The organism is Alkalimonas delamerensis, assembly GCF_030717955.1.
GTDB classification, from domain to species: Bacteria; Pseudomonadota; Gammaproteobacteria; order Enterobacterales; family Alteromonadaceae; genus Alkalimonas; species Alkalimonas delamerensis.
Genome location: NZ_JAUZVY010000003.1, coordinates 360,285 through 378,130, shown reverse-complemented (window position 1 = coordinate 378,130; position 17,846 = coordinate 360,285). Strand labels below are relative to the sequence as shown.

The window sequence follows — 17,846 nt, the reverse complement described above, 5'->3', positions numbered from 1 at the left end:
AAAGCTCAGACGAGGACTTTCGTGTGTCAAACGCCGTAAAAAGCTTGTTTCTTTTACTCTTGCTCAGTGTGCTGGCCAGCGGCTGCAGCATCAAACCCAGAACCGAAGGGCCTGTGCTATCGACTCAGCAACGGCAAGATCGCATCGAGCAATTGCAACACTTTGAGCTGACTGCCACCATGGGCATCCAGGCACTGGGCGACACTGTCAATGGCAGCTTGCACTGGCAGCAGCAAGGGGCAGATTACCAGGCCCGCATGACCAACTTCCTGGGCATTCGAATTTTCAGTCTTGAAAGCAGCGCTGGCCAGGCACAGCTGCAAGTGCGCGGCGAGGATTACCAGGCACGCAATAGCAGCGAGCTGATGTGGGCACTGACCGGCTGGAGCTTGCCGCTGGAAGAGATGCCGCTGTGGCTCAAGGGGCTGGCAGGTCAAAATGCCAGCGCCAAAGAATACGACGCACTGGGCCGCTTGATTGCCTTTGAGCTGCAGGATAGCAGCGGTTATCATTGGCACATTCGGTACCACAGTTTTTTTAACGATGCGCTGGCGCTGCCAAGGCGTATCGATGTGAAATCGACGGATCTGAGCATCAGACTGGTGATCAGGAACTGGCAGTTATGAGCCGGTCATTGTCACTTCCGGCCATTGCCAAACTCAATTTGTTCCTGCACATCACCGGGCAACGGGCGGATGGCTATCATGAGCTGCAAAGCATTTTCCAACTGCTCGATTACGGCGATACCCTGCATCTAAGCAGCCACAGCAGTCCAGAGCTGACGTTGAGCTGCAACCAGCCAGCTCTGGTCAACGACGACAACCTGGTGCTTCGAGCGGCCCGTTTGCTGCAACAACACACCGGCTGCCGTCAGGGAGCCCAGATCCAACTGGATAAGGTATTGCCACTGGGCGGCGGCATTGGGGGAGGCTCATCGGATGCTGCCAGCACCCTGTTGGCACTCAATCAATTGTGGCAACTGGGGTTAAGCCAGGATGAACTGGCTGGGCTTGGTTTGCAGCTTGGGGCCGATGTGCCCATTTTTGTCCGTGGCCGCACTGCTTTTGCCGAAGGCGTCGGTGAAAAAATCACCCCCATCGAACTGCCCTCCTGCTGGTATCTGGTGGTGACACCCGATTGCCATATTTCCACCAAAACCATCTTTCAGCATGCTGATTTACCTCGAAATACGCCCAAAGTCGGGCTGGATCAACTGATGGAAATCGACTGGCGCAATGACTGCCAGGCTCTGGTCTGCCGCCTCTATCCGAATGTTGCAATCACCTTACAGTGGTTGTTAGAATATGCGCCAAGCCGCATGACAGGGACCGGAGCCAGTGTGTTTGCCGCCTTCTCTGATCGTTTGCAAGCGGAAGCTGCCTTGCGTGATATGCCCGCTTTCTGCAGTGGGTTCATCGCCAGGGGGGTTAGCGAGTCACCAGCCCTGACTGCACTGACCGCATTTCGGTAATGCGCCATTACCACCATCAGGGCCCTGCCACGCAGGGTCAATTTTGTTAACCGGACTCCAACTGCCCTGAGGATCCTACCGTGCCCGATATGAAGGTTTTTGCTGGTAACGCCGTACCAGAACTCGCGAACAAAATTGCCAGCCGGCTCTACATCAAACTCGGTGATGCCGACGTTGGCCGTTTCAGCGATGGCGAAGTCAGCGTGATGATCAATGAAAACGTCCGTGGCTCCGATGTTTTCATCATCCAGTCCACCTGCGCACCCACCAACGACAACCTGATGGAACTGATCGTGATGGTCGATGCATTACGTCGCGCCTCAGCCGGCCGGATCACTGCGGTATTGCCTTATTTTGGTTACGCCCGTCAGGACCGTCGGGTTCGTTCTGCCCGGGTCCCCATTACCGCCAAAGTTGTCGCCGACTTTCTGTCCAGTGTCGGCGTGGATCGAGTGCTGACCGTTGATTTACATGCCGAGCAAATTCAAGGGTTCTTTGATGTACCGGTCGATAACGTCTTCGCCAGCCCGGTATTGCTGGAAGACATGCGCAAGCAGGATCTGCAATCACCGGTGGTGGTCTCCCCGGATATCGGCGGCGTAGTCCGTGCCCGTGCGGTGGCCAAGCTGCTGAACGATGCCGATCTGGCCATCATTGACAAACGTCGTCCAAAAGCCAATGTATCGCAAGTGATGCACATCATTGGTGATGTGAAAGATCGCGATTGTATCCTGGTCGACGACATGATCGATACCGGCGGCACGCTGTGTAAAGCGGCCGAAGCGCTGAAAGAGCATGGTGCTAAGCGGGTCTTTGCCTACGCTACCCATCCGGTATTCTCTGGCAATGCCCCTCAGATTATTGCCAATTCGGTGATTGATGAACTGATCGTGACCGACACCATTCCACTGAGCGCCGAGATGAAAAAAGTAGCCAAAGTACGCCAGCTGTCACTGAGCGAAATGATGGCCGAGTGCATTCGTCGCATCAGCAACGAAGAATCGATTTCGTCGATGTTTGATTAAGTCACATCGACTGCAGACTAAAGGCACCTTCGGGTGCCTTTTTCAATTGCGCCAAAAAAACACCAGTGGTATCATGTCGCGCCCTTTTAAGGGGGCCTACGTCCCACAGTCTGGTCGCGGTCTGTGGAACCTTATGAATTACTGGAGAATACCATGTCTGACGCAATTTATACTTTAGATGCTGAAGTCCGGACTGACCTGGGGAAAGGTGCGAGCCGCCGCCTGCGTCATCAGGATAAAGTACCAGCCATCATTTACGGTGGTCACAAAGATGCTCTGTCAATCACTTTAGAGCACTCTAAGCTGTTGAAAGCACAAAGCTTCGAATCTTTCTACTCGCACATTCTGACTCTGAATGTCGGCAAAGAAAAGATCCAGGCCATCGTTAAAGATATGCAGCGTCACCCGTTCAAGCCAAAAATCATGCACGTCGATTTCCAACGTGTTGAAGCTGGCCAAGAGCTGCACACCACTGTGCCGCTGCACTTCCTGAACGAAGAAGTTGCCATTAAGAAAGGCGGCGTTGTGGTTCACGGTGCCAACGAAGTTGAAATCAACGTGCTGCCAAAAGATCTGCCTGAGTTCATTGAAGTGGATCTGACCAATGTTGAAATCGGCCAGACTCTGCACTTGTCTGATCTGGTTGCACCAAAAGGCGTTACCTTCACGCAATTGACCAAAGGCGAAGGCCATGACCTGGCTGTTGTTTCTGTCAACAAGCCTGCTGGTAAAGCCGTCGATGCCGACGAAGGCGAAGGTGAAGCAGCCGAATCTGCTGAGTAATGTCCCAGCCGATCCAGCTGATCGTGGGCCTGGCGAATCCAGGCCCCGAATACAGCCAAACCAGACACAATGCCGGCGCCTGGTTTGTTGAACAACTGGCACGACAAACTCAGACGTCGTTAAAACACGAGCCCAAATTTTTTGGTGACATTGCCCGTGTTCAACTGGCAGCACAAGACATTAAACTGCTTATCCCCACCACCTACATGAACCTGAGCGGTAAAGCCGTGCAGGCAATGGCAAATTTTTACAAAATACCACCCGAACACATTCTGGTTGTGCACGATGAACTGGCGTTGCCGCCAGGCGTTGCCAAACTCAAAGTCGGCGGTGGCCATGCCGGCCATAATGGTTTAAAAGACACCACAGCCCGCTTAGGCAACAACAGCAACTTTTTGCGGTTGCGGCTTGGTATTGGCCATCCAGGGGATAAACACAAGGTTACCGGCTATGTGCTAGGCAAAGCACCAGCCAGTGAACAATTATTAATCGAAGCCAGTATCGATGAAGCACTGCGTTGCCTGCCGATACTGCTAAAGGATGGTCTGGTCAAAGCGCAAAGCCGTTTGCACAGCTTTCAGGCCAGCCCCGCTTAACCGGCAGCACGGCGCTGCACTGGAATAGGACACTGTCATGGGATTTAAATGTGGAATTGTCGGTTTACCCAATGTGGGTAAATCCACCCTGTTCAACGCTTTGACCAAAGCCGGCATCGAAGCGGCAAACTTTCCATTTTGCACCATCGAGCCCAACACCGGCGTAGTCCCGGTGCCGGATCAGCGTTTGACCCAACTGGCTGAGATCGTCAACCCACAACGGGTGATCCCAACCACCATGGAGTTCGTTGATATCGCCGGTCTGGTCAAAGGCGCTTCCAAAGGCGAAGGCCTTGGCAATAAGTTCCTGGCCAATATCCGGGAAACTGATGCCATCGGCCATGTGGTGCGCTGCTTTGACGACGACAACATCGTGCATGTTGCCGGTAAAGTCGACCCAGCCGACGACATCGACACCATCAATATGGAACTGGTGCTGGCCGATATGGAAAGTGCCGAACGGGCCATGCTGCGGGTTGGTAAGAAAGCCAAATCGGGCGACAAAGATGCCAAAGCCGAGTTGGAGGTGCTGGCCAAGGTGAAGGCGCACCTGGAACAGGGCCTGACCCTGCGTCAGCTGGTGCTGGAACCAGAAGAAGTGGCCCTGGTGAGCTACATGAACTTCCTGACCATCAAGCCGACCATGTACATTGCCAATGTGACTGAAGATGGTTTTGAGAACAATCCCTACCTCGACATTGTGCGCGACATTGCCGCCAAAGAAGACGCCATCGTCGTGCCCGTTTGCGCGGCCATCGAGTCGGAAATCGCCGAGCTGGACGATGATGAAAAAGCCGAGTTTATGGCGGACTTAGGCCTGGAAGAGCCCGGTCTGAACCGAGTGATCCGCGGTGGCTACTCGCTGCTGAACCTGCAAACCTACTTCACCGCCGGTGTGAAAGAAGTACGGGCCTGGACCGTTGCCATTGGTGCCAGTGCACCAAGAGCCGCCGGCGTTATTCACACCGACTTTGAAAAAGGCTTTATCCGTGCTGAAGTGATTGGCTTTGATGATTTCATCGCCTGCAAGGGCGAAGCCGGTGCCAAAGAAGCGGGTAAGCTTCGGGTAGAAGGCAAAAACTACATCGTGAAAGACGGCGATGTGATGCACTTCCTGTTCAATGTGTAAGCAATTGGCGCGATTATCCACCATCCCTTGGCTGCTTTGGGTATAAAACCAGCAAACGGGCTTTGGCAGCCGGCATAATTTGCAAAAAACGGTTGACGCTGCCAAAGCAGATACGGATAATACGCGCCACTTGCTGAAGACAAGTTAACGTGGCTACATAGCTCAGCTGGTTAGAGCACAGCACTCATAATGCTGGGGTCGCAGGTTCGATTCCCGCTGTAGCCACCACTTCTTCTCTTCAGGTATGCTGCGGAAGTGGCGGAATTGGTAGACGCACTGGATTTAGGTTCCAGCGCCGCGAGGTGTGAGAGTTCGAGTCTCTCCTTCCGCACCAAGTGTACCAGGCAAGGAGAGACACTGCAGGGGTGTAGCCAAGCGGTAAGGCAGCGGGTTTTGATCCCGCCATGCCCAGGTTCGAATCCTGGCACCCCTGCCATTTCTCTTTCTTCGGTTGTAAATCCTTGTTAGGGGTGTAGCCAAGCGGTAAGGCAGCGGGTTTTGATCCCGCCATGCCCAGGTTCGAATCCTGGCACCCCTGCCATTCTCAGCAGCAAATCATCACCAAATTTTTATCTTACTGCATGTACTCTGCTTAGCCTGTGGCGTAACGAGTTACCAGATTTTTCAGCAAGCTACTTCGCCCGGCCAGCATCAAACCCAATTGACGTAACTGTCTGACCAGTGGCCACCGGCTGCCAAAGCCATGATAAAGTGCATCCATGCTGCTCATCATCAACCAGTTTTGTGGCTGACGTTGCTGCTGATAGCGCTTTAGAAGCGCTTGCGGCTGCTGAAGCGCTGCCACACCGCCTTGCTGCAACAACTGGCACAATAAGGCCCCATCAGCAAAACCAAGGTTCACCCCCTGCCCGGCCATCGGGTGAATGGCATGCGCTGCATCCCCCACCAATACCAGCCGTTGCTGGTAATAGGATAAAGCATGCAAGCGTTGCAGCGGGAACCAAGTCGCCCTCTGCACTTCAATGGTTCCCAGTTGCGCTGGAAAAGCAGCCATGATGGCCTGACTGAGCGCAGCCGGCGACAGCGCAGCCAACTGCTGCACCTTAGGCACACTGTGGTACCAAACCAAGGAGCCTTGCTGGCCGGGCAGTGGTAAGAAGGCTTTAGGGCCAGTTTCAGTAAATTGCTGCCAAGTAACGTCCTGCTGTGGTTGTTCAGTCCGTACATGGGCGACCAGGCAGCCCTGGGCATAACGCCAGCCGCGGGTGCCTATGCCAGCCAGCTGACGCAGTGTCGAGCGAGCGCCATCGGCCGCAATCACCAAACGGCTGCGCAGAAGATTGCCATTATCCAGCGTCAGCTGGGCGCTGTCGGCATCCTGGTGCAGTGCGGTCACCCGGGCCGGGCAAAACAGCTGCAAACTTTCAGGAAACTGCTGCCAGCACGCCAGTTGCAGCACACGATTCTCCACAATATGACCGAGTTCGCTCTGCTCAATGCTGGCGGCACTGAACTCGACGCTGTGCTCTGGCCGCTCAAACGCCTGCAAACGGCGATATGGACAGAGCCGCATCGCAGCAACCGCCTGCCAGGCTCCGGATTGCTCCAGCCACTGCTGGCTGCGCTGGCTGATGGCCGATACCCGTAAATCTGCCGGTTGGCTGGCTTCATAAGGCTCCGGTCGCTGCGCTTCTACCAACGCGACCTGCCAGCCCTGCTGCGCCATGTAAGCCGCAATGCTAGCACCAACCATGCCACCACCCACCACCGTCAGATCAAACATCTTTCGCCCTCTGCATTTTTCAACCGGATTATTGTACGCTAAAATGTATGGTCTGTGCTGCATTGGCAGACGACAGAAGTCACGATGCCATGTCTGATCGCTGAGGCTCAGGCAGAATTCAACAGCTGCCATTAAAAGCAGTTGACGGCTGTTGAAAAATACGGCATTTTGCGCGCCTTTATTGAAGGGTTCTCCGACACGAATTCGGGGGGCTCGGCTTACTCTAACGGAGAAGTTAAATGCGAAATGTAACGGTTGCTGCCACCCAAATGATCGGTGGTTGGAATGTCGATGAAAACATTGCCCGTGGTGAGAAACTGGTCCGTCAGGCCGCGGCTCAGGGCGCACAAATCATCCTGCTGCAGGAGCTGTTCGAGCGCAATTACTTCTGCCAGAAACAAAAAGAAGCTTACCTGGATTTTGCCACCACAGTAGAAGAAAACCCGGCGATTCGCCACTTTCAGGCCATTGCCAAAGAGCTGGCGGTGGTGCTGCCGATCAGCTTCTACGAAAAAGCCGGCAACTGCTTCTACAACAGCATCGCTGTATTGGATGCCGATGGCAGCCTGCTGGGTGTTTACCGTAAAAGCCATATCCCGGATGGCCCTGGTTACTCCGAGAAGTTCTATTTCACACCGGGCGACAGCGGTTTTAAAGTCTGGCAAACCCGTTATGCCAAAATCGGCATTGGCATCTGCTGGGATCAATGGTTCCCGGAGTGCGCCCGCAGCATGGCCTTAATGGGCGCAGAGCTGCTGTTCTACCCAACCGCCATTGGCAGCGAGCCGCACGATGCCAGCGTGAACTCACGCGATCACTGGCAGCGTACCCAACAAGGTCATGCTGCCGCCAACCTGGTGCCGCTGATTGCTTCCAACCGCATTGGGGTGGAAACCGAAGATGATTTTGCCATCACCTTCTACGGCAGCTCCTTTATTGCCAATGAATACGGTGCCAAGGTGCAAGAAGCCGACGAGCGCTCCGAGGCCGTGTTGGTGCATACCTTTGATTTGGATGAAGTGGCGCAAAACCGTCGCGGCTGGGGCGTGTTCCGTGACCGCCGTATCGATTTGTACCAGCCGCTGCTGACCAAAGATGGTTTCACCCAACAGGGTGACAACTAAGTTGGCGCGCACGCTAAGCACAACCCCACGGCAGGATGGCTTTTACATGCCTGCCGAGTGGCAACCGCATCGCCAGACCTGGATGGTTTGGCCTGAACGGACCGACAACTGGCGCTTGGGTGCCAAACCGGCTCAGGCCGCTTTTACTCAGGTGATTCAGGCCATTGCCCGCTTTGAACCGGTCACCGTTGGCGTCTCGGCCAACCAGTACGGCAATGCGCTGGTCCAGCTGCACAGCAGCCCTGAGCTGGCAGAGCGGATCCGGGTGATTGAGCTCTCCAGCAACGATGCCTGGTGCCGGGATACCGGTCCCAGCTTTGTGGTGAATGGCAAAGGCGAGGTGCGGGGCATTGACTGGACATTCAACGCCTGGGGCGGACTGAATGGCGGCTTGTACTTCCCCTGGCACCTGGACGATCAGGTTGCCAGCAAGGTGCTCAGTGTCGAGCAACAACTGCGTTATCGCACCGAAGGCTTTGTGCTGGAAGGTGGCGGCATTCATGTCGACGGCGAAGGCACCGTACTGACCACCGAGGAGTGTTTGCTCAACCCCAATCGCAATCCGCATTTAAACCGCGCGCAGATTGAGCAAATACTGCATGATTATCTTGGCACCAGCAAGGTGATCTGGCTGGAGCAGGGTATTTACCTGGATGAGACCGATGGCCACATCGACAACATGGCCTGTTTTGTCCGGCCTGGTGAAGTGCTGCTGGCCTGGACTGATGATGAAAACGATCCACAGTACGCCCGCTCCCAGGCGGCGCTTACCGTACTGGAAAACAGCACCGATGCCAAGGGTCGTGCGATTAAAGTGCACAAACTGCCCTTGCCTGCGCCCATTATCGCCGAGCCGGAAGAATACGCCAGCGTTGATTCAGTGCTGCATACCATACCACGCGAGGCACATGCCCGGCTGGCTGGCTCCTACATCAACTTTTATCTGTGCAATGGCGGCCTGATTATGCCAGCTTTTGACGACCCGAATGACCAGGTTGCCGCCAGCATCCTGCGTAATTTGTTCCCGGAGCGCGAGGTGGTGCTGGTGCCTGGCCGTGAAATTCTGCTTGGCGGCGGCAATATCCACTGCATTACTCAGCAACAGCCTTTAGCTTAACGGATGCATCACTCAGCAGGGGAGCCAAAAGCTCCTCTGCTGATGGCAGGCAAAGGAATTTTTGCTATGCTGAACCTTCATGCGAACGATGGGAGCATCCAATGCGCCACGCAATACTAGTGGGTTTATTCACTCAGCTTGTCTTGTTGTTACTGATGGGGTGTACCACAACGTCAGCAGTTATCCCCGATGCAGTTGCCTCTCAAAACCCCACACCCGTGGTTCAATTTGAACAGCTTCCAATCAATAAAGCGTTGCTCAACGAGGAAGTTCTGGATAAGCCACCATCTGTCCGTGATATCTTCCAATTGACCGAGCAGCAAGAACAAGAGTTCTTGCACTATTATTTTGATGAAAACCGCTCAGATCTGGCTCCAGATCGACGACTGGCCAGCTTTATTGAGCGTCGTTATGCTGATTTCCATTATTACGGTACCACCCTCAAAGCCAGTGAGAGCTTACAGGGGCAGGCGGGCAACTGCATGTCATTGGCTACTCTGACCACAGCATACGCACGATTGGTCGGCCTTGAAGTCCGGTATCAACTGGTTTATTCCGTGCCAATTTATGAATTGCTTGAGGATACACTCTATGTATCCAGCCATGTCCGAACCCAGGTCGTTTCGCCTCCAAACAGAAACCCCGAAACCGGTGTGGTGCAGTTTTCGAACAGCACCATCGACTATTTTCCTGGTAGTCTCAGAAGCCGTGGCAGCTGGATTGCAGAGTCACTGTTTATTTCAATGTTCTATCAAAATGTTGCGGCGGAGTACCTAAAACAGGGTGATGAGCAAAACGCCTTTCTTTATGCCATGGAGGCTTTGCGTATCGCTCCTGAGAACGCTGCGGCCATTAATATTATGGCTGTGCTTCATCGCCGGAAACAAGATGAGCACACAGCCGAGAAACTTTACCGGCATATCCTCGAGTACAACCCTGTCAACTTGAATGCCATGATAAACTACCGTGAAATGTTGCGATCGCAAGGGCGGCTGGCTGACGCAGCAGCCTTACATGAAGCCATCGCCAGGATTGACGATCCCAATCCCTACGAGTGGATTTACCTGGCAGATGAAGCCATACGCCAGAACAGTCTGGTTAGGGCTGAACGCTACTTGCAACGAGCCCAGCACTACGCACCTTATTTGGATGAAATCTACTACCGGCAGGCACAAATCGATTATCTGCGGGGGCACTTTGCCTCCGCACAGCGTCGTTTGCTGACAGCACACCACTACGCACGCTCATCGGATCGACGCGGCCTGTACAAAGCAAAACTTGGCAGCTTGCATGCATCAGACTGAGAAAGCCTGGTTTTTATATCTGCTTAGCACGGCCAAAGGGCAAATATACACCGGCATTAGTACAGACCCTGAACGCCGGTTGCGCCAGCACAACGGCGAGCTTACCGGTGGCGCCAAGGCCTTGCGTGGCCAGCGCCCTTTGCAGCTGTTGTACCAAGAGCCCTACCCTTGCCGCAGCAGTGCCAGTAAAGCCGAATACCGGTTTAAACAACTGAGCAAACAGCAAAAAGAAGCCTTTATTCGCCAAAAGGCGGATGGAGCCAAGGACGCTGAAACGCTAGAATAAGCTTTTGACTGCCGGAGCTGTACCACGGATGCCCGCCTTACCGCTGGACAACTATGCCCTGATTCTGGGCTACCTGTTAATAGGTCTGCTGCTGCGGCTGGTACCAGCCATGCCTGCTGACAGTGCTCGCGCCCTCAATGCCTATGTCCTGAATGTTGCCCTGCCCGCTTTGGTGCTGCTAAAAATTCCAACGCTCACCTTTAGTGCTCAGCTCTGGCTACCGGTGCTGACACCCTGGCTGTTGCTGCTGATGGTGGCTGCGCTTACCTTGCTGATAGGACGCTGGCTGAACTGGAGCCGCGATGTCATCGTGGCCTTGCTGATTGTGCTGCCACTAGGCAATACCTCCTTTCTTGGTTTCCCGATGGTGGAAGCCTTTTGGGGCCCGGAGCGGATGCCGGTGGCCATTATTTACGATCAATTGGGTTCTTTCATTGCGCTGGCAAGCTGGGCCACCATTTTAGCCAGTCTCTACGGCAACCAAAAACAACCGGCCAGCACCGCCATCATCTTGCGCAAGGTGCTGAGCGCTCCGCCACTGCTGGCGCTGCTGCTGGCATTGTTGCTTCGTCACAGCAGCTATCCCCCACTGGCTGAGCAGTTGCTCAGCAATGTGGCTGCGACCCTGGTGCCGGTGGTGATGATAGCGGTTGGCTTTAGTCTGCGCTTTCGCCTGGACGCCAACGAGCTGAAGCCAGTTGGCTTTGGCTTGCTGGTAACGCTGGTTCTGATGCCTCTGATGGCCTATGCTATAGCCAAAGGGAGTCGGTCTGAAACAACACTGCTGCAAACCGTGGTCTTTATGGCCGCCATGCCGCCGATGATCTCAGCCGGCGCCATCGCCATTATGGCCGGGTTGGCCCCCCGCCTGGTCAGTGCTCTGGTCGGCTTTGGGGTGCTGCTAAGCTTTTTGACCTTGCCAGTGGTGTACTGGCTGCTTATCTGAATTTCGAACAAGGACCATCCATGCTGGAATCCGCCCTCAACTGGTGGCAACAACATCTCGAACAACTGCTAAGCCCAGCTACTTTGTGGCAGTTAGCAATCTTAGCCTCGGCGGCCATTGCTGCCTCATTATTAAACCGCCGAATCCAACAGCTGCTGGAAACAAAAGCCTCGGCAACTCAGCAAGGCATCCGCCATATCGCGGTGCGCAGCACCCAGCGCCTGCTATGGCCTTTGGTTGCTCTGGCTGTGGTGATCCCGGCCAAAGCAATTCTCACCGGCTACGCCATGCCAGTTCAGTTGCTTGCCATTGCCGTACCGGTGCTTTGGGCGCTGGCGCTGATCCGCTTCAGCATTTATTTGCTGCGCAAAGCTTTTACCATCAACCCACTGCTTAAATCATCGGAAAGCGCCTTGTCGGTGCTGGTTTGGCTAGGTGTGGTGTTGCATTTAATCGGCTGGTTGCCGGTGGTGCTCGACTTTTTGGACAGTCTGGCCCTGAGTCTGGGTGAACATCGCGTTTCGGTGCTGTCGGTGCTCAAACTGCTGCTGCTGGTGGGCTTGGCCTTTACCGTAGCGATTTGGCTGTCCGAGCTGATTAGCCGGCAATTGCAGCGCTCAGCCTATATTTCACCCAGCATGCGGGTGGGCTTTAATAAGTTCAGCAAGTTTATCCTGCTGACTCTGGCCTTTCTGATAGCCCTTAATGCGGTCGGCATTAACTTAAGCTCGCTGGCAATTTTTGGTGGTGCCCTTGGGGTTGGCCTGGGTTTTGGTTTGCAGCGCATTGCATCGAACTTTATCAGCGGCTTTATTCTGGTGCTGGATCGCTCCATCAAGCCCGGCGATGTCATCACGGTAGGCGATAAATTTGGCTGGGTCGAGGCGCTCAATTCCCGCTACGTGGTGGTGCGAAATCGTGAAGGGGTCGATACGCTGATCCCGAATGAAAACTTGATTACGTCCGAAGTGATTAACTGGAGTTATGCCGATCGCAATGTCCGGGTGGTGATCCCGGTGCAAATCAGTTACGACGATGATCCAGAGCAAGCGATGGCGCTGATGCTGGAATGCGCCAAAGCCTCAACACGTATTCTGACCGAGCCCGCTCCTACGGTTCGGTTGATGGAGTTTGCCGACAGCGGCATTGAACTGCAGCTACGTGCCTGGATTTCTGACCCGGAAAATGGCACCGGCGGCGTCAAATCGGAAGTGAATTTAGCGATTTGGCGGGCATTTAAGGAACATAAGATCACCATTCCTTACCCTCAGCGGGACTTGCATATTAAATCCATGCCAGCCGATCTTAAACGCCATCAGGACGACTAAAGTCACTGAAAAAGTAAGGGCGCCGAATGCGCCCTTACTCATTACACCAAGCTGACTTTAGCAAACTTGCGCTTGCCAACCTGGTAGATGGCTTCGCTGCCTTTGGCAATTTCCAGCTTGCTGTCGTCGATTTTCTCATCGCCGTTGCGCTTTACTGCACCTTGCTTGATCATCCGCATCGCTTCTGAGGTACTGGCGACCAGGCCGGCTTCTTTGAGCAAGTTGGCAATAGGCATGGCGTCGGCTTCGCAGCTTAGCTCAAGCTCTGGAATGTCATCCGGCAACGCATTTTTGGAAAAGCGCTGAATGAAGTCCTGCTCAGCAGCATCGGCGGCAGCGGCATCGTGAAAACGGGCAATGATTTCTTTCGCCAGCTCAATCTTCACATCCCGGGGGTTGCCCCCGTCAGCAATACGTTGCTTCAGCGCATCGATGTCGCTCAGCGGTCGGAAGCTCAGCAGCTCGAAGTAGCGCCACATCAAATCGTCGGAAATTGACATGATTTTGCCAAACATCTCATTGGGTGCATCGGTGATGCCGACGTAGTTGCCCAACGACTTGGACATCTTCTGCACGCCATCCAGTCCTTCCAGCAAAGGCACCATCATCACAGTTTGAGGCCGCTGACCCGCTTCTTTTTGCAGCTCACGCCCCATCAGCAGGTTAAAGCGCTGATCGGTTCCGCCCATTTCGACATCGGCTTTAAGTGCAACCGAATCCCAGCCCTGCACCAGCGGGTACAAAAACTCATGAATGGCAATGGATTGATTGTTGGCGAAGCGCTTTTTAAAGTCATCCCGCTCCAGCATCCGCGCCACCGTTTGTTGCGATGCCAGCCGAATTAAACCAGCCGCCCCCAGCTCACCCATCCACTCCGAATTAAAGGCAATGCGGGTCTTGGCCGGGTCCAGAATTTTAAACACCTGCTCTTTGTAGGTTTCAGCGTTGGCCAGCACATCCTCGCGGCTCAGAGGCTTACGGGTGACGTTTTTGCCGCTGGGATCGCCAATCATGCCGGTAAAGTCACCGATCAGGAAAATCACCTCATGCCCATACTGCTGGAAGGTGCGCAACTTGTTGATAAGCACGGTGTGCCCCAGATGCAAATCTGGCGCCGTCGGATCAAAACCGGCTTTTATCGTCAGTGGCTTGCCTTCTTTGAGTTTGGCAATCAGCTCTTCTTCCAGCAAAATCTCTTCGCAGCCGCGTTTTAACTCTGCAAACGCCTGCTCCCAGTTGGTCATGGTGGTCTCCAAAAAATTAGGGTGCAATCAGAACCGGCCATTCTAACTGATGCCAGCACGGTTGCAAATTGCACGCTACTGGCATCGGTGAAAAAAAAACGCTATGCTGCTCATTTAGGCAGTAATTCGATCAAACCCCATGCAAAGACTGGTGTCTCGCCTTCCTGTTCCTCATCGCCTGCTGATCCTCGGTTTGTTGATCCTGTCGGTCTGGGTGATCTGGCTGCCCACTACCCCCGACCACAGCACAGAACAGCTGTCCGCCTCGGATCTGCTCACCGAAGTGCCATCCGAAAGCATTCATACCGAAGTTCTCGCACCGCCCACTGTCGAACCGGTTGATGTTGCAATGGAGACCGAGGTCTTGCCTGAAGAGCCCGAACAGGCGGCCGATCCGCTGCACTGGCAGAGCATGACAGTGCAACGAGGCGATGCGCTTTCCAATTTATTTCGCCGGGCCAATGTCAGCCAACAAACCATGCTGGCCATTCTGGCACTTGGCGACAGCACCCGCACCCTGACCCGGCTGTTTCCGGGGGAAACGCTGGAGTTTGGCCTGGATGACGAGGGTCAGTTGCAGCAGCTTCACTACGCCATAAGTCGGCTGGAGTCCTTGCGGGTAATTCGTGATGACGAAGGCCGTTTTCAGGCGGTACGCGAGCAACTGGAGCTTGAAACGCGGACCCAGTATGCCGCGGCCACCATCCGCTCCAGTTTCTGGCACGCAGGCCTGGATGCCGGTCTTAGCAACAACCAGATAATGGCCCTAGCCAGCATCTTTGGCTGGGACATCGACTTTGCCCTCGATATCCGAGCCGGTGATAGCTTTACCGTTTTGTTTGAGCGCAATTACAATGGCGACGAGTTCATCGGCAATGGCAAGATACTGGCCGCCCAATTCACCAATCAGGGGCGGTTGATTCAGGCCGTTCGCCATAGCGATGGCCATTACTACAAGCCAGATGGCACCAGCATGCGTCAGGCATTTTTGAGGGCGCCCGTCGAGTTTACCCGTATCAGTTCCAACTTTAACCCACGACGGCTGCACCCGGTCACCGGGCGGGTTGCGGCCCACAACGGCATCGACTACGTGGCGCCCGTCGGAACTCCTATTATGGCGACCGGCGATGGACGGGTCACCGCATCCACTTATAACAATCTGAACGGCAACTATGTCTTTATTCAACATGGCAACAACATCGTCACCAAGTACCTGCACTTATCGCGCCGTCAGGTCCGGGTTGGCGACCGGGTCCGTCAGGGCCAGGTGATTGGCCGTCTGGGTGCTACCGGTCGGGTCACCGGGCCACACTTGCATTACGAGTTTGTGGTCAATGGCGTGCATCGTAACCCACGGACAGTCCAACTGCCGCAAGCACAGGCACTGACCGGAGCCGATAAAACGAACTTTATTGCCCAGGCCACTGAAGTGCTGGCTGAACTGCAAAACCAACAGCAACAACTGCTGGTGGCGGTACCATAAGTGCTGCCACAACTCTACATTGGCATTATGTCCGGCACCAGCCTGGATGGCATTGATCTGGTGCTGGCAGACTTTACGAGCAAGCCCAACTTACTGAGTCGTTGCCTGCTTCCCTTTCCAGCCAGCCTGCAACGGGAGCTGCGCTCTCTGGCCGAACCCGGCGACAATGAAGTTGAGCGCATAGGCCCGGTTGAGTATCAACTGACCGAGTGCTACGCCGCTGGTGTCAAGCAATTACTGCAGCATGCCAATTACCAACCAGAGTTAATCAGCGCTGTAGGCTGCCATGGCCAGACCATTCGGCATCGCCCCAGTCAGGCCCAGCCTTTTACCATGCAGCTTGGAAATATGCATCTGTTGGCAGCGCTAACGGGTATCCGGGTGATTGCCGATTTTCGCCGTAAAGACATGGCCTATGGTGGTCAGGGAGCCCCTTTGGTACCAGCTTTTCATCAGGCGTTTTTTGCCAGGGCGGGCCAAAACCGTGCGGTCGTAAATATTGGCGGCATTGCCAATATCAGTTTGCTGCATGCCAATGGCAGCATCACTGGCTATGATACCGGCCCTGGCAATTGCCTGATGGATGATTGGGTGTCACTTCATCGCCAACAGCCCTACGACAAAGACGGTGTTTTTAGCGCAGAAGGTAAGCTGCTGCCCAGGCTATTGCAGCAGTTGCTGAGCGATCCCTTTTTTCAGCAGCGCGGCCCAAAAAGCACCGGGCGCGAATACTTTCATCTGCCTTGGTTGCAGCAACAACTGACCGGCCAGGAAGCTCCTGCCGATGTGCAGCGCACCTTATGCCGCTTTACCGCGCTTAGCATTGCTAACGAGCTGCAATTACCTAACCTTAGCGAGGTATTTGTCTGTGGTGGTGGTGTCCATCACCCGGTGTTGATGGCAGATTTGCAGCAACTGCTAACGCCGGCAAAAGTGAAGAGCAGTAGCAGTGAAGGGCTAGACCCCGACTGGGTAGAAGCCATGGCTTTTGCCTGGCTGGCGCAGGCTTTTGACCAGCAAAGGCCTGGCAATGTGCCGGCAGTGACCGGAGCACGCAAGGCCTGTGTGCTTGGTATTGAATACAGGCCTTAACGTACTTAAGTATTGCTGATTGAGTTCGATAGTTTGACTGCCTAGCCCACCAGGGCCAGCAAAATACCCGCAGCAACCGCTGAACCAATTACCCCGGCCACATTAGGCCCCATCGCATGCATCAGCAGGAAGTTATGCGGGTTGGCTTGCAAACCAACTTTATTCACCACCCGGGCGGCCATCGGAACGGCAGAGACGCCAGCAGCGCCCACCAAAGGGTTGATCGGCTGTTTCGACAGCTTGTTCATGATTTTCGCCATGATCACCCCAGAGCCGGTGCCAATGGCAAAAGCCACCAAGCCCAGGATCAGAATGCCCAGGGTTTGCGCAGTCAAAAAGTGCTCGGCACTTAACCTGGAACCTACCGCCAGCCCCAGGAAAATGGTGACGATGTTGATCAGCTCGTTTTGCGCCGTTTTGCTCAAGCGATCCACCACACCGGCTTCACGCATTAAATTGCCAAGACACAGCATCCCGATCAGCGGGGCAGCTGTTGGCAGAAACAGGATGGTCAGCATCAGCAAAATCAGTGGGAACATGATCTTTTCTTTTTTGCTGACGGTACGCAGCTGCGTCATCTGAATTTCGCGCTCTTTTTTGCTGGTCAGGGCTTTCATAATGGGCGGCTGGATCATCGGTACCAGCGCCATGTAGGAATAAGCCGCAACCGCTATGGCCCCCAGTAACTCAGGTGCCAGTTGCGAGGCCAGGAAAATGGCGGTCGGGCCATCGGCACCACCGATAATGGCGATGGCGGCCGCTTCTTGAAAGGTGAAGCTCATGCCGGGTACCCAGTTCAGTGCAATGGCGCCCAGTAAGGTCGCAAAAATACCAAACTGCGCAGCAGCGCCCAAAAACAGCATCCGCGGATAGGCAATCAAAGCACCAAAATCCGTCATGGCACCAACGCCTAAGAAGATCAAAAGCGGAAACAAGCCGGTACCAACCCCAATGTCGTAAAACATGTGCAAAAAGCCACCGACTTCGCCCATGCCTGCCAAGGGGACATTGGTCAGCACAGCGCCAAAACCTATCGGCAGCAACAGCAGGGGCTCAAAGTTCTTCGCAATGGCCAGGTACAGCAGGCCGATACCCACCAGCAGCATCACGACTTGACCGGCGGTAAAGTTCAGCACCCCGGTCGATTGCAACAAGGTTTGAAAAGCATCCATTA

At 54.5% G+C, this 17,846-nt stretch carries 17 protein-coding genes and 4 tRNA genes; 18 read left to right on the top strand and 3 right to left on the bottom strand.

Features of this window, described 5'->3' with window-relative positions:
- Window positions 1-23 precede the first annotated feature (23 nt).
- From lolB to Q3O59_RS10045, 10 genes are all read left to right on the top strand, one after another.
- Window positions 24-626: a lipoprotein insertase outer membrane protein LolB gene (gene lolB / locus Q3O59_RS10090; RefSeq protein ID WP_305945451.1), complete on the top strand. Its 603-nt coding sequence runs from the start codon at window positions 24-26 to the stop codon at window positions 624-626.
- Window positions 623-1,471 (top strand): 4-(cytidine 5'-diphospho)-2-C-methyl-D-erythritol kinase, encoded by an 849-nt coding sequence (gene ispE, locus Q3O59_RS10085; RefSeq protein WP_305945450.1) that lies wholly within the window; start codon window positions 623-625, stop codon window positions 1,469-1,471. Before lolB ends, ispE begins: the two co-directional genes overlap by 4 nt.
- Window positions 1,472-1,551: 80 nt before the next feature.
- Entirely contained in the window at window positions 1,552-2,496 is a 945-nt protein-coding gene (locus tag Q3O59_RS10080) for a ribose-phosphate pyrophosphokinase (protein ID WP_228591342.1), read from the top strand.
- 153 nt (window positions 2,497-2,649) lie between these two features.
- Window positions 2,650-3,279 carry a 50S ribosomal protein L25/general stress protein Ctc gene (locus Q3O59_RS10075; RefSeq protein WP_305945449.1) on the top strand — a complete coding sequence of 210 codons (630 nt, stop codon included), beginning with the start codon at window positions 2,650-2,652 and terminating at the stop codon, window positions 3,277-3,279.
- Complete coding sequence (gene pth / locus Q3O59_RS10070; protein ID WP_305945448.1) at window positions 3,279-3,875, top strand: aminoacyl-tRNA hydrolase; 597 nt, start codon at window positions 3,279-3,281, stop codon at window positions 3,873-3,875. Before Q3O59_RS10075 ends, pth begins: the two co-directional genes overlap by 1 nt.
- Before the next feature lie 37 nt (window positions 3,876-3,912).
- Window positions 3,913-5,004, top strand: a complete 1,092-nt coding sequence (ychF, locus tag Q3O59_RS10065; protein ID WP_305945447.1) for a redox-regulated ATPase YchF — start codon at window positions 3,913-3,915, stop codon at window positions 5,002-5,004.
- A gap of 151 nt (window positions 5,005-5,155) precedes the next feature.
- A tRNA-Met gene (locus tag Q3O59_RS10060) sits at window positions 5,156-5,232 on the top strand.
- Between the two features lie 21 nt (window positions 5,233-5,253).
- Window positions 5,254-5,338: transfer RNA gene (locus Q3O59_RS10055), tRNA-Leu, on the top strand.
- A 27-nt stretch (window positions 5,339-5,365) separates the two neighbouring features.
- A tRNA-Gln gene (locus Q3O59_RS10050) sits at window positions 5,366-5,440 on the top strand.
- Window positions 5,441-5,470: 30 nt separating this feature from the next.
- Window positions 5,471-5,545 (top strand) — tRNA-Gln (locus tag Q3O59_RS10045).
- Between the two features lie 51 nt (window positions 5,546-5,596).
- Here the strand turns inward: Q3O59_RS10045 and Q3O59_RS10040 are convergent.
- Window positions 5,597-6,748, bottom strand: a complete 1,152-nt coding sequence (locus Q3O59_RS10040; protein WP_305945446.1) for an FAD-dependent oxidoreductase — start codon at window positions 6,746-6,748, stop codon at window positions 5,597-5,599.
- Between the two features lie 239 nt (window positions 6,749-6,987).
- Between Q3O59_RS10040 and aguB the strand changes: the two genes are divergently transcribed.
- The 6 genes from aguB to Q3O59_RS10010 all read left to right on the top strand — a co-directional run bounded on the left by aguB (window position 6,988) and on the right by Q3O59_RS10010 (window position 12,853).
- Complete coding sequence (gene aguB, locus Q3O59_RS10035) at window positions 6,988-7,872, top strand: N-carbamoylputrescine amidase (protein ID WP_305945445.1); 885 nt, start codon at window positions 6,988-6,990, stop codon at window positions 7,870-7,872.
- The gene (gene aguA / locus Q3O59_RS10030; protein ID WP_369812381.1) at window positions 7,862-8,989 is read left to right on the top strand and encodes an agmatine deiminase; all 1,128 of its coding nucleotides are present in this window, start codon (window positions 7,862-7,864) and stop codon (window positions 8,987-8,989) included. Before aguB ends, aguA begins: the two co-directional genes overlap by 11 nt.
- Before the next feature lie 101 nt (window positions 8,990-9,090).
- Entirely contained in the window at window positions 9,091-10,293 is a 1,203-nt protein-coding gene (locus Q3O59_RS10025; RefSeq protein ID WP_305945444.1) for a transglutaminase domain-containing protein, read from the top strand.
- Complete coding sequence (locus Q3O59_RS10020) at window positions 10,280-10,579, top strand: GIY-YIG nuclease family protein (protein WP_305945443.1); 300 nt, start codon at window positions 10,280-10,282, stop codon at window positions 10,577-10,579. Before Q3O59_RS10025 ends, Q3O59_RS10020 begins: the two co-directional genes overlap by 14 nt.
- 28 nt (window positions 10,580-10,607) lie before the next feature.
- On the top strand, window positions 10,608-11,525 hold the full coding sequence (locus Q3O59_RS10015) for an AEC family transporter (protein ID WP_305945442.1): 918 nt from the start codon (window positions 10,608-10,610) through the stop codon (window positions 11,523-11,525).
- A 20-nt stretch (window positions 11,526-11,545) separates the two neighbouring features.
- Window positions 11,546-12,853, top strand: a complete 1,308-nt coding sequence (locus Q3O59_RS10010) for a mechanosensitive ion channel family protein (protein ID WP_305945441.1) — start codon at window positions 11,546-11,548, stop codon at window positions 12,851-12,853.
- 41 nt (window positions 12,854-12,894) lie between these two features.
- On the opposite strand, the gene tyrS is transcribed toward Q3O59_RS10010, so the two are convergent.
- Entirely contained in the window at window positions 12,895-14,097 is a 1,203-nt protein-coding gene (gene tyrS / locus Q3O59_RS10005) for a tyrosine--tRNA ligase (protein ID WP_305945440.1), read from the bottom strand.
- Window positions 14,098-14,236: 139 nt separating this feature from the next.
- Between tyrS and Q3O59_RS10000 the strand changes: the two genes are divergently transcribed.
- On the top strand, window positions 14,237-15,580 hold the full coding sequence (locus Q3O59_RS10000; protein ID WP_369812380.1) for a peptidoglycan DD-metalloendopeptidase family protein: 1,344 nt from the start codon (window positions 14,237-14,239) through the stop codon (window positions 15,578-15,580).
- The gene (locus Q3O59_RS09995; RefSeq protein WP_369812379.1) at window positions 15,581-16,672 is read left to right on the top strand and encodes an anhydro-N-acetylmuramic acid kinase; all 1,092 of its coding nucleotides are present in this window, start codon (window positions 15,581-15,583) and stop codon (window positions 16,670-16,672) included.
- Between the two features lie 41 nt (window positions 16,673-16,713).
- On the opposite strand, the gene Q3O59_RS09990 is transcribed toward Q3O59_RS09995, so the two are convergent.
- A complete protein-coding gene (locus Q3O59_RS09990) occupies window positions 16,714-17,844 on the bottom strand; it encodes a sodium ion-translocating decarboxylase subunit beta (RefSeq protein ID WP_305945438.1) in 1,131 nt (376 codons plus the stop codon).
- Window positions 17,845-17,846 lie beyond the last annotated feature (2 nt).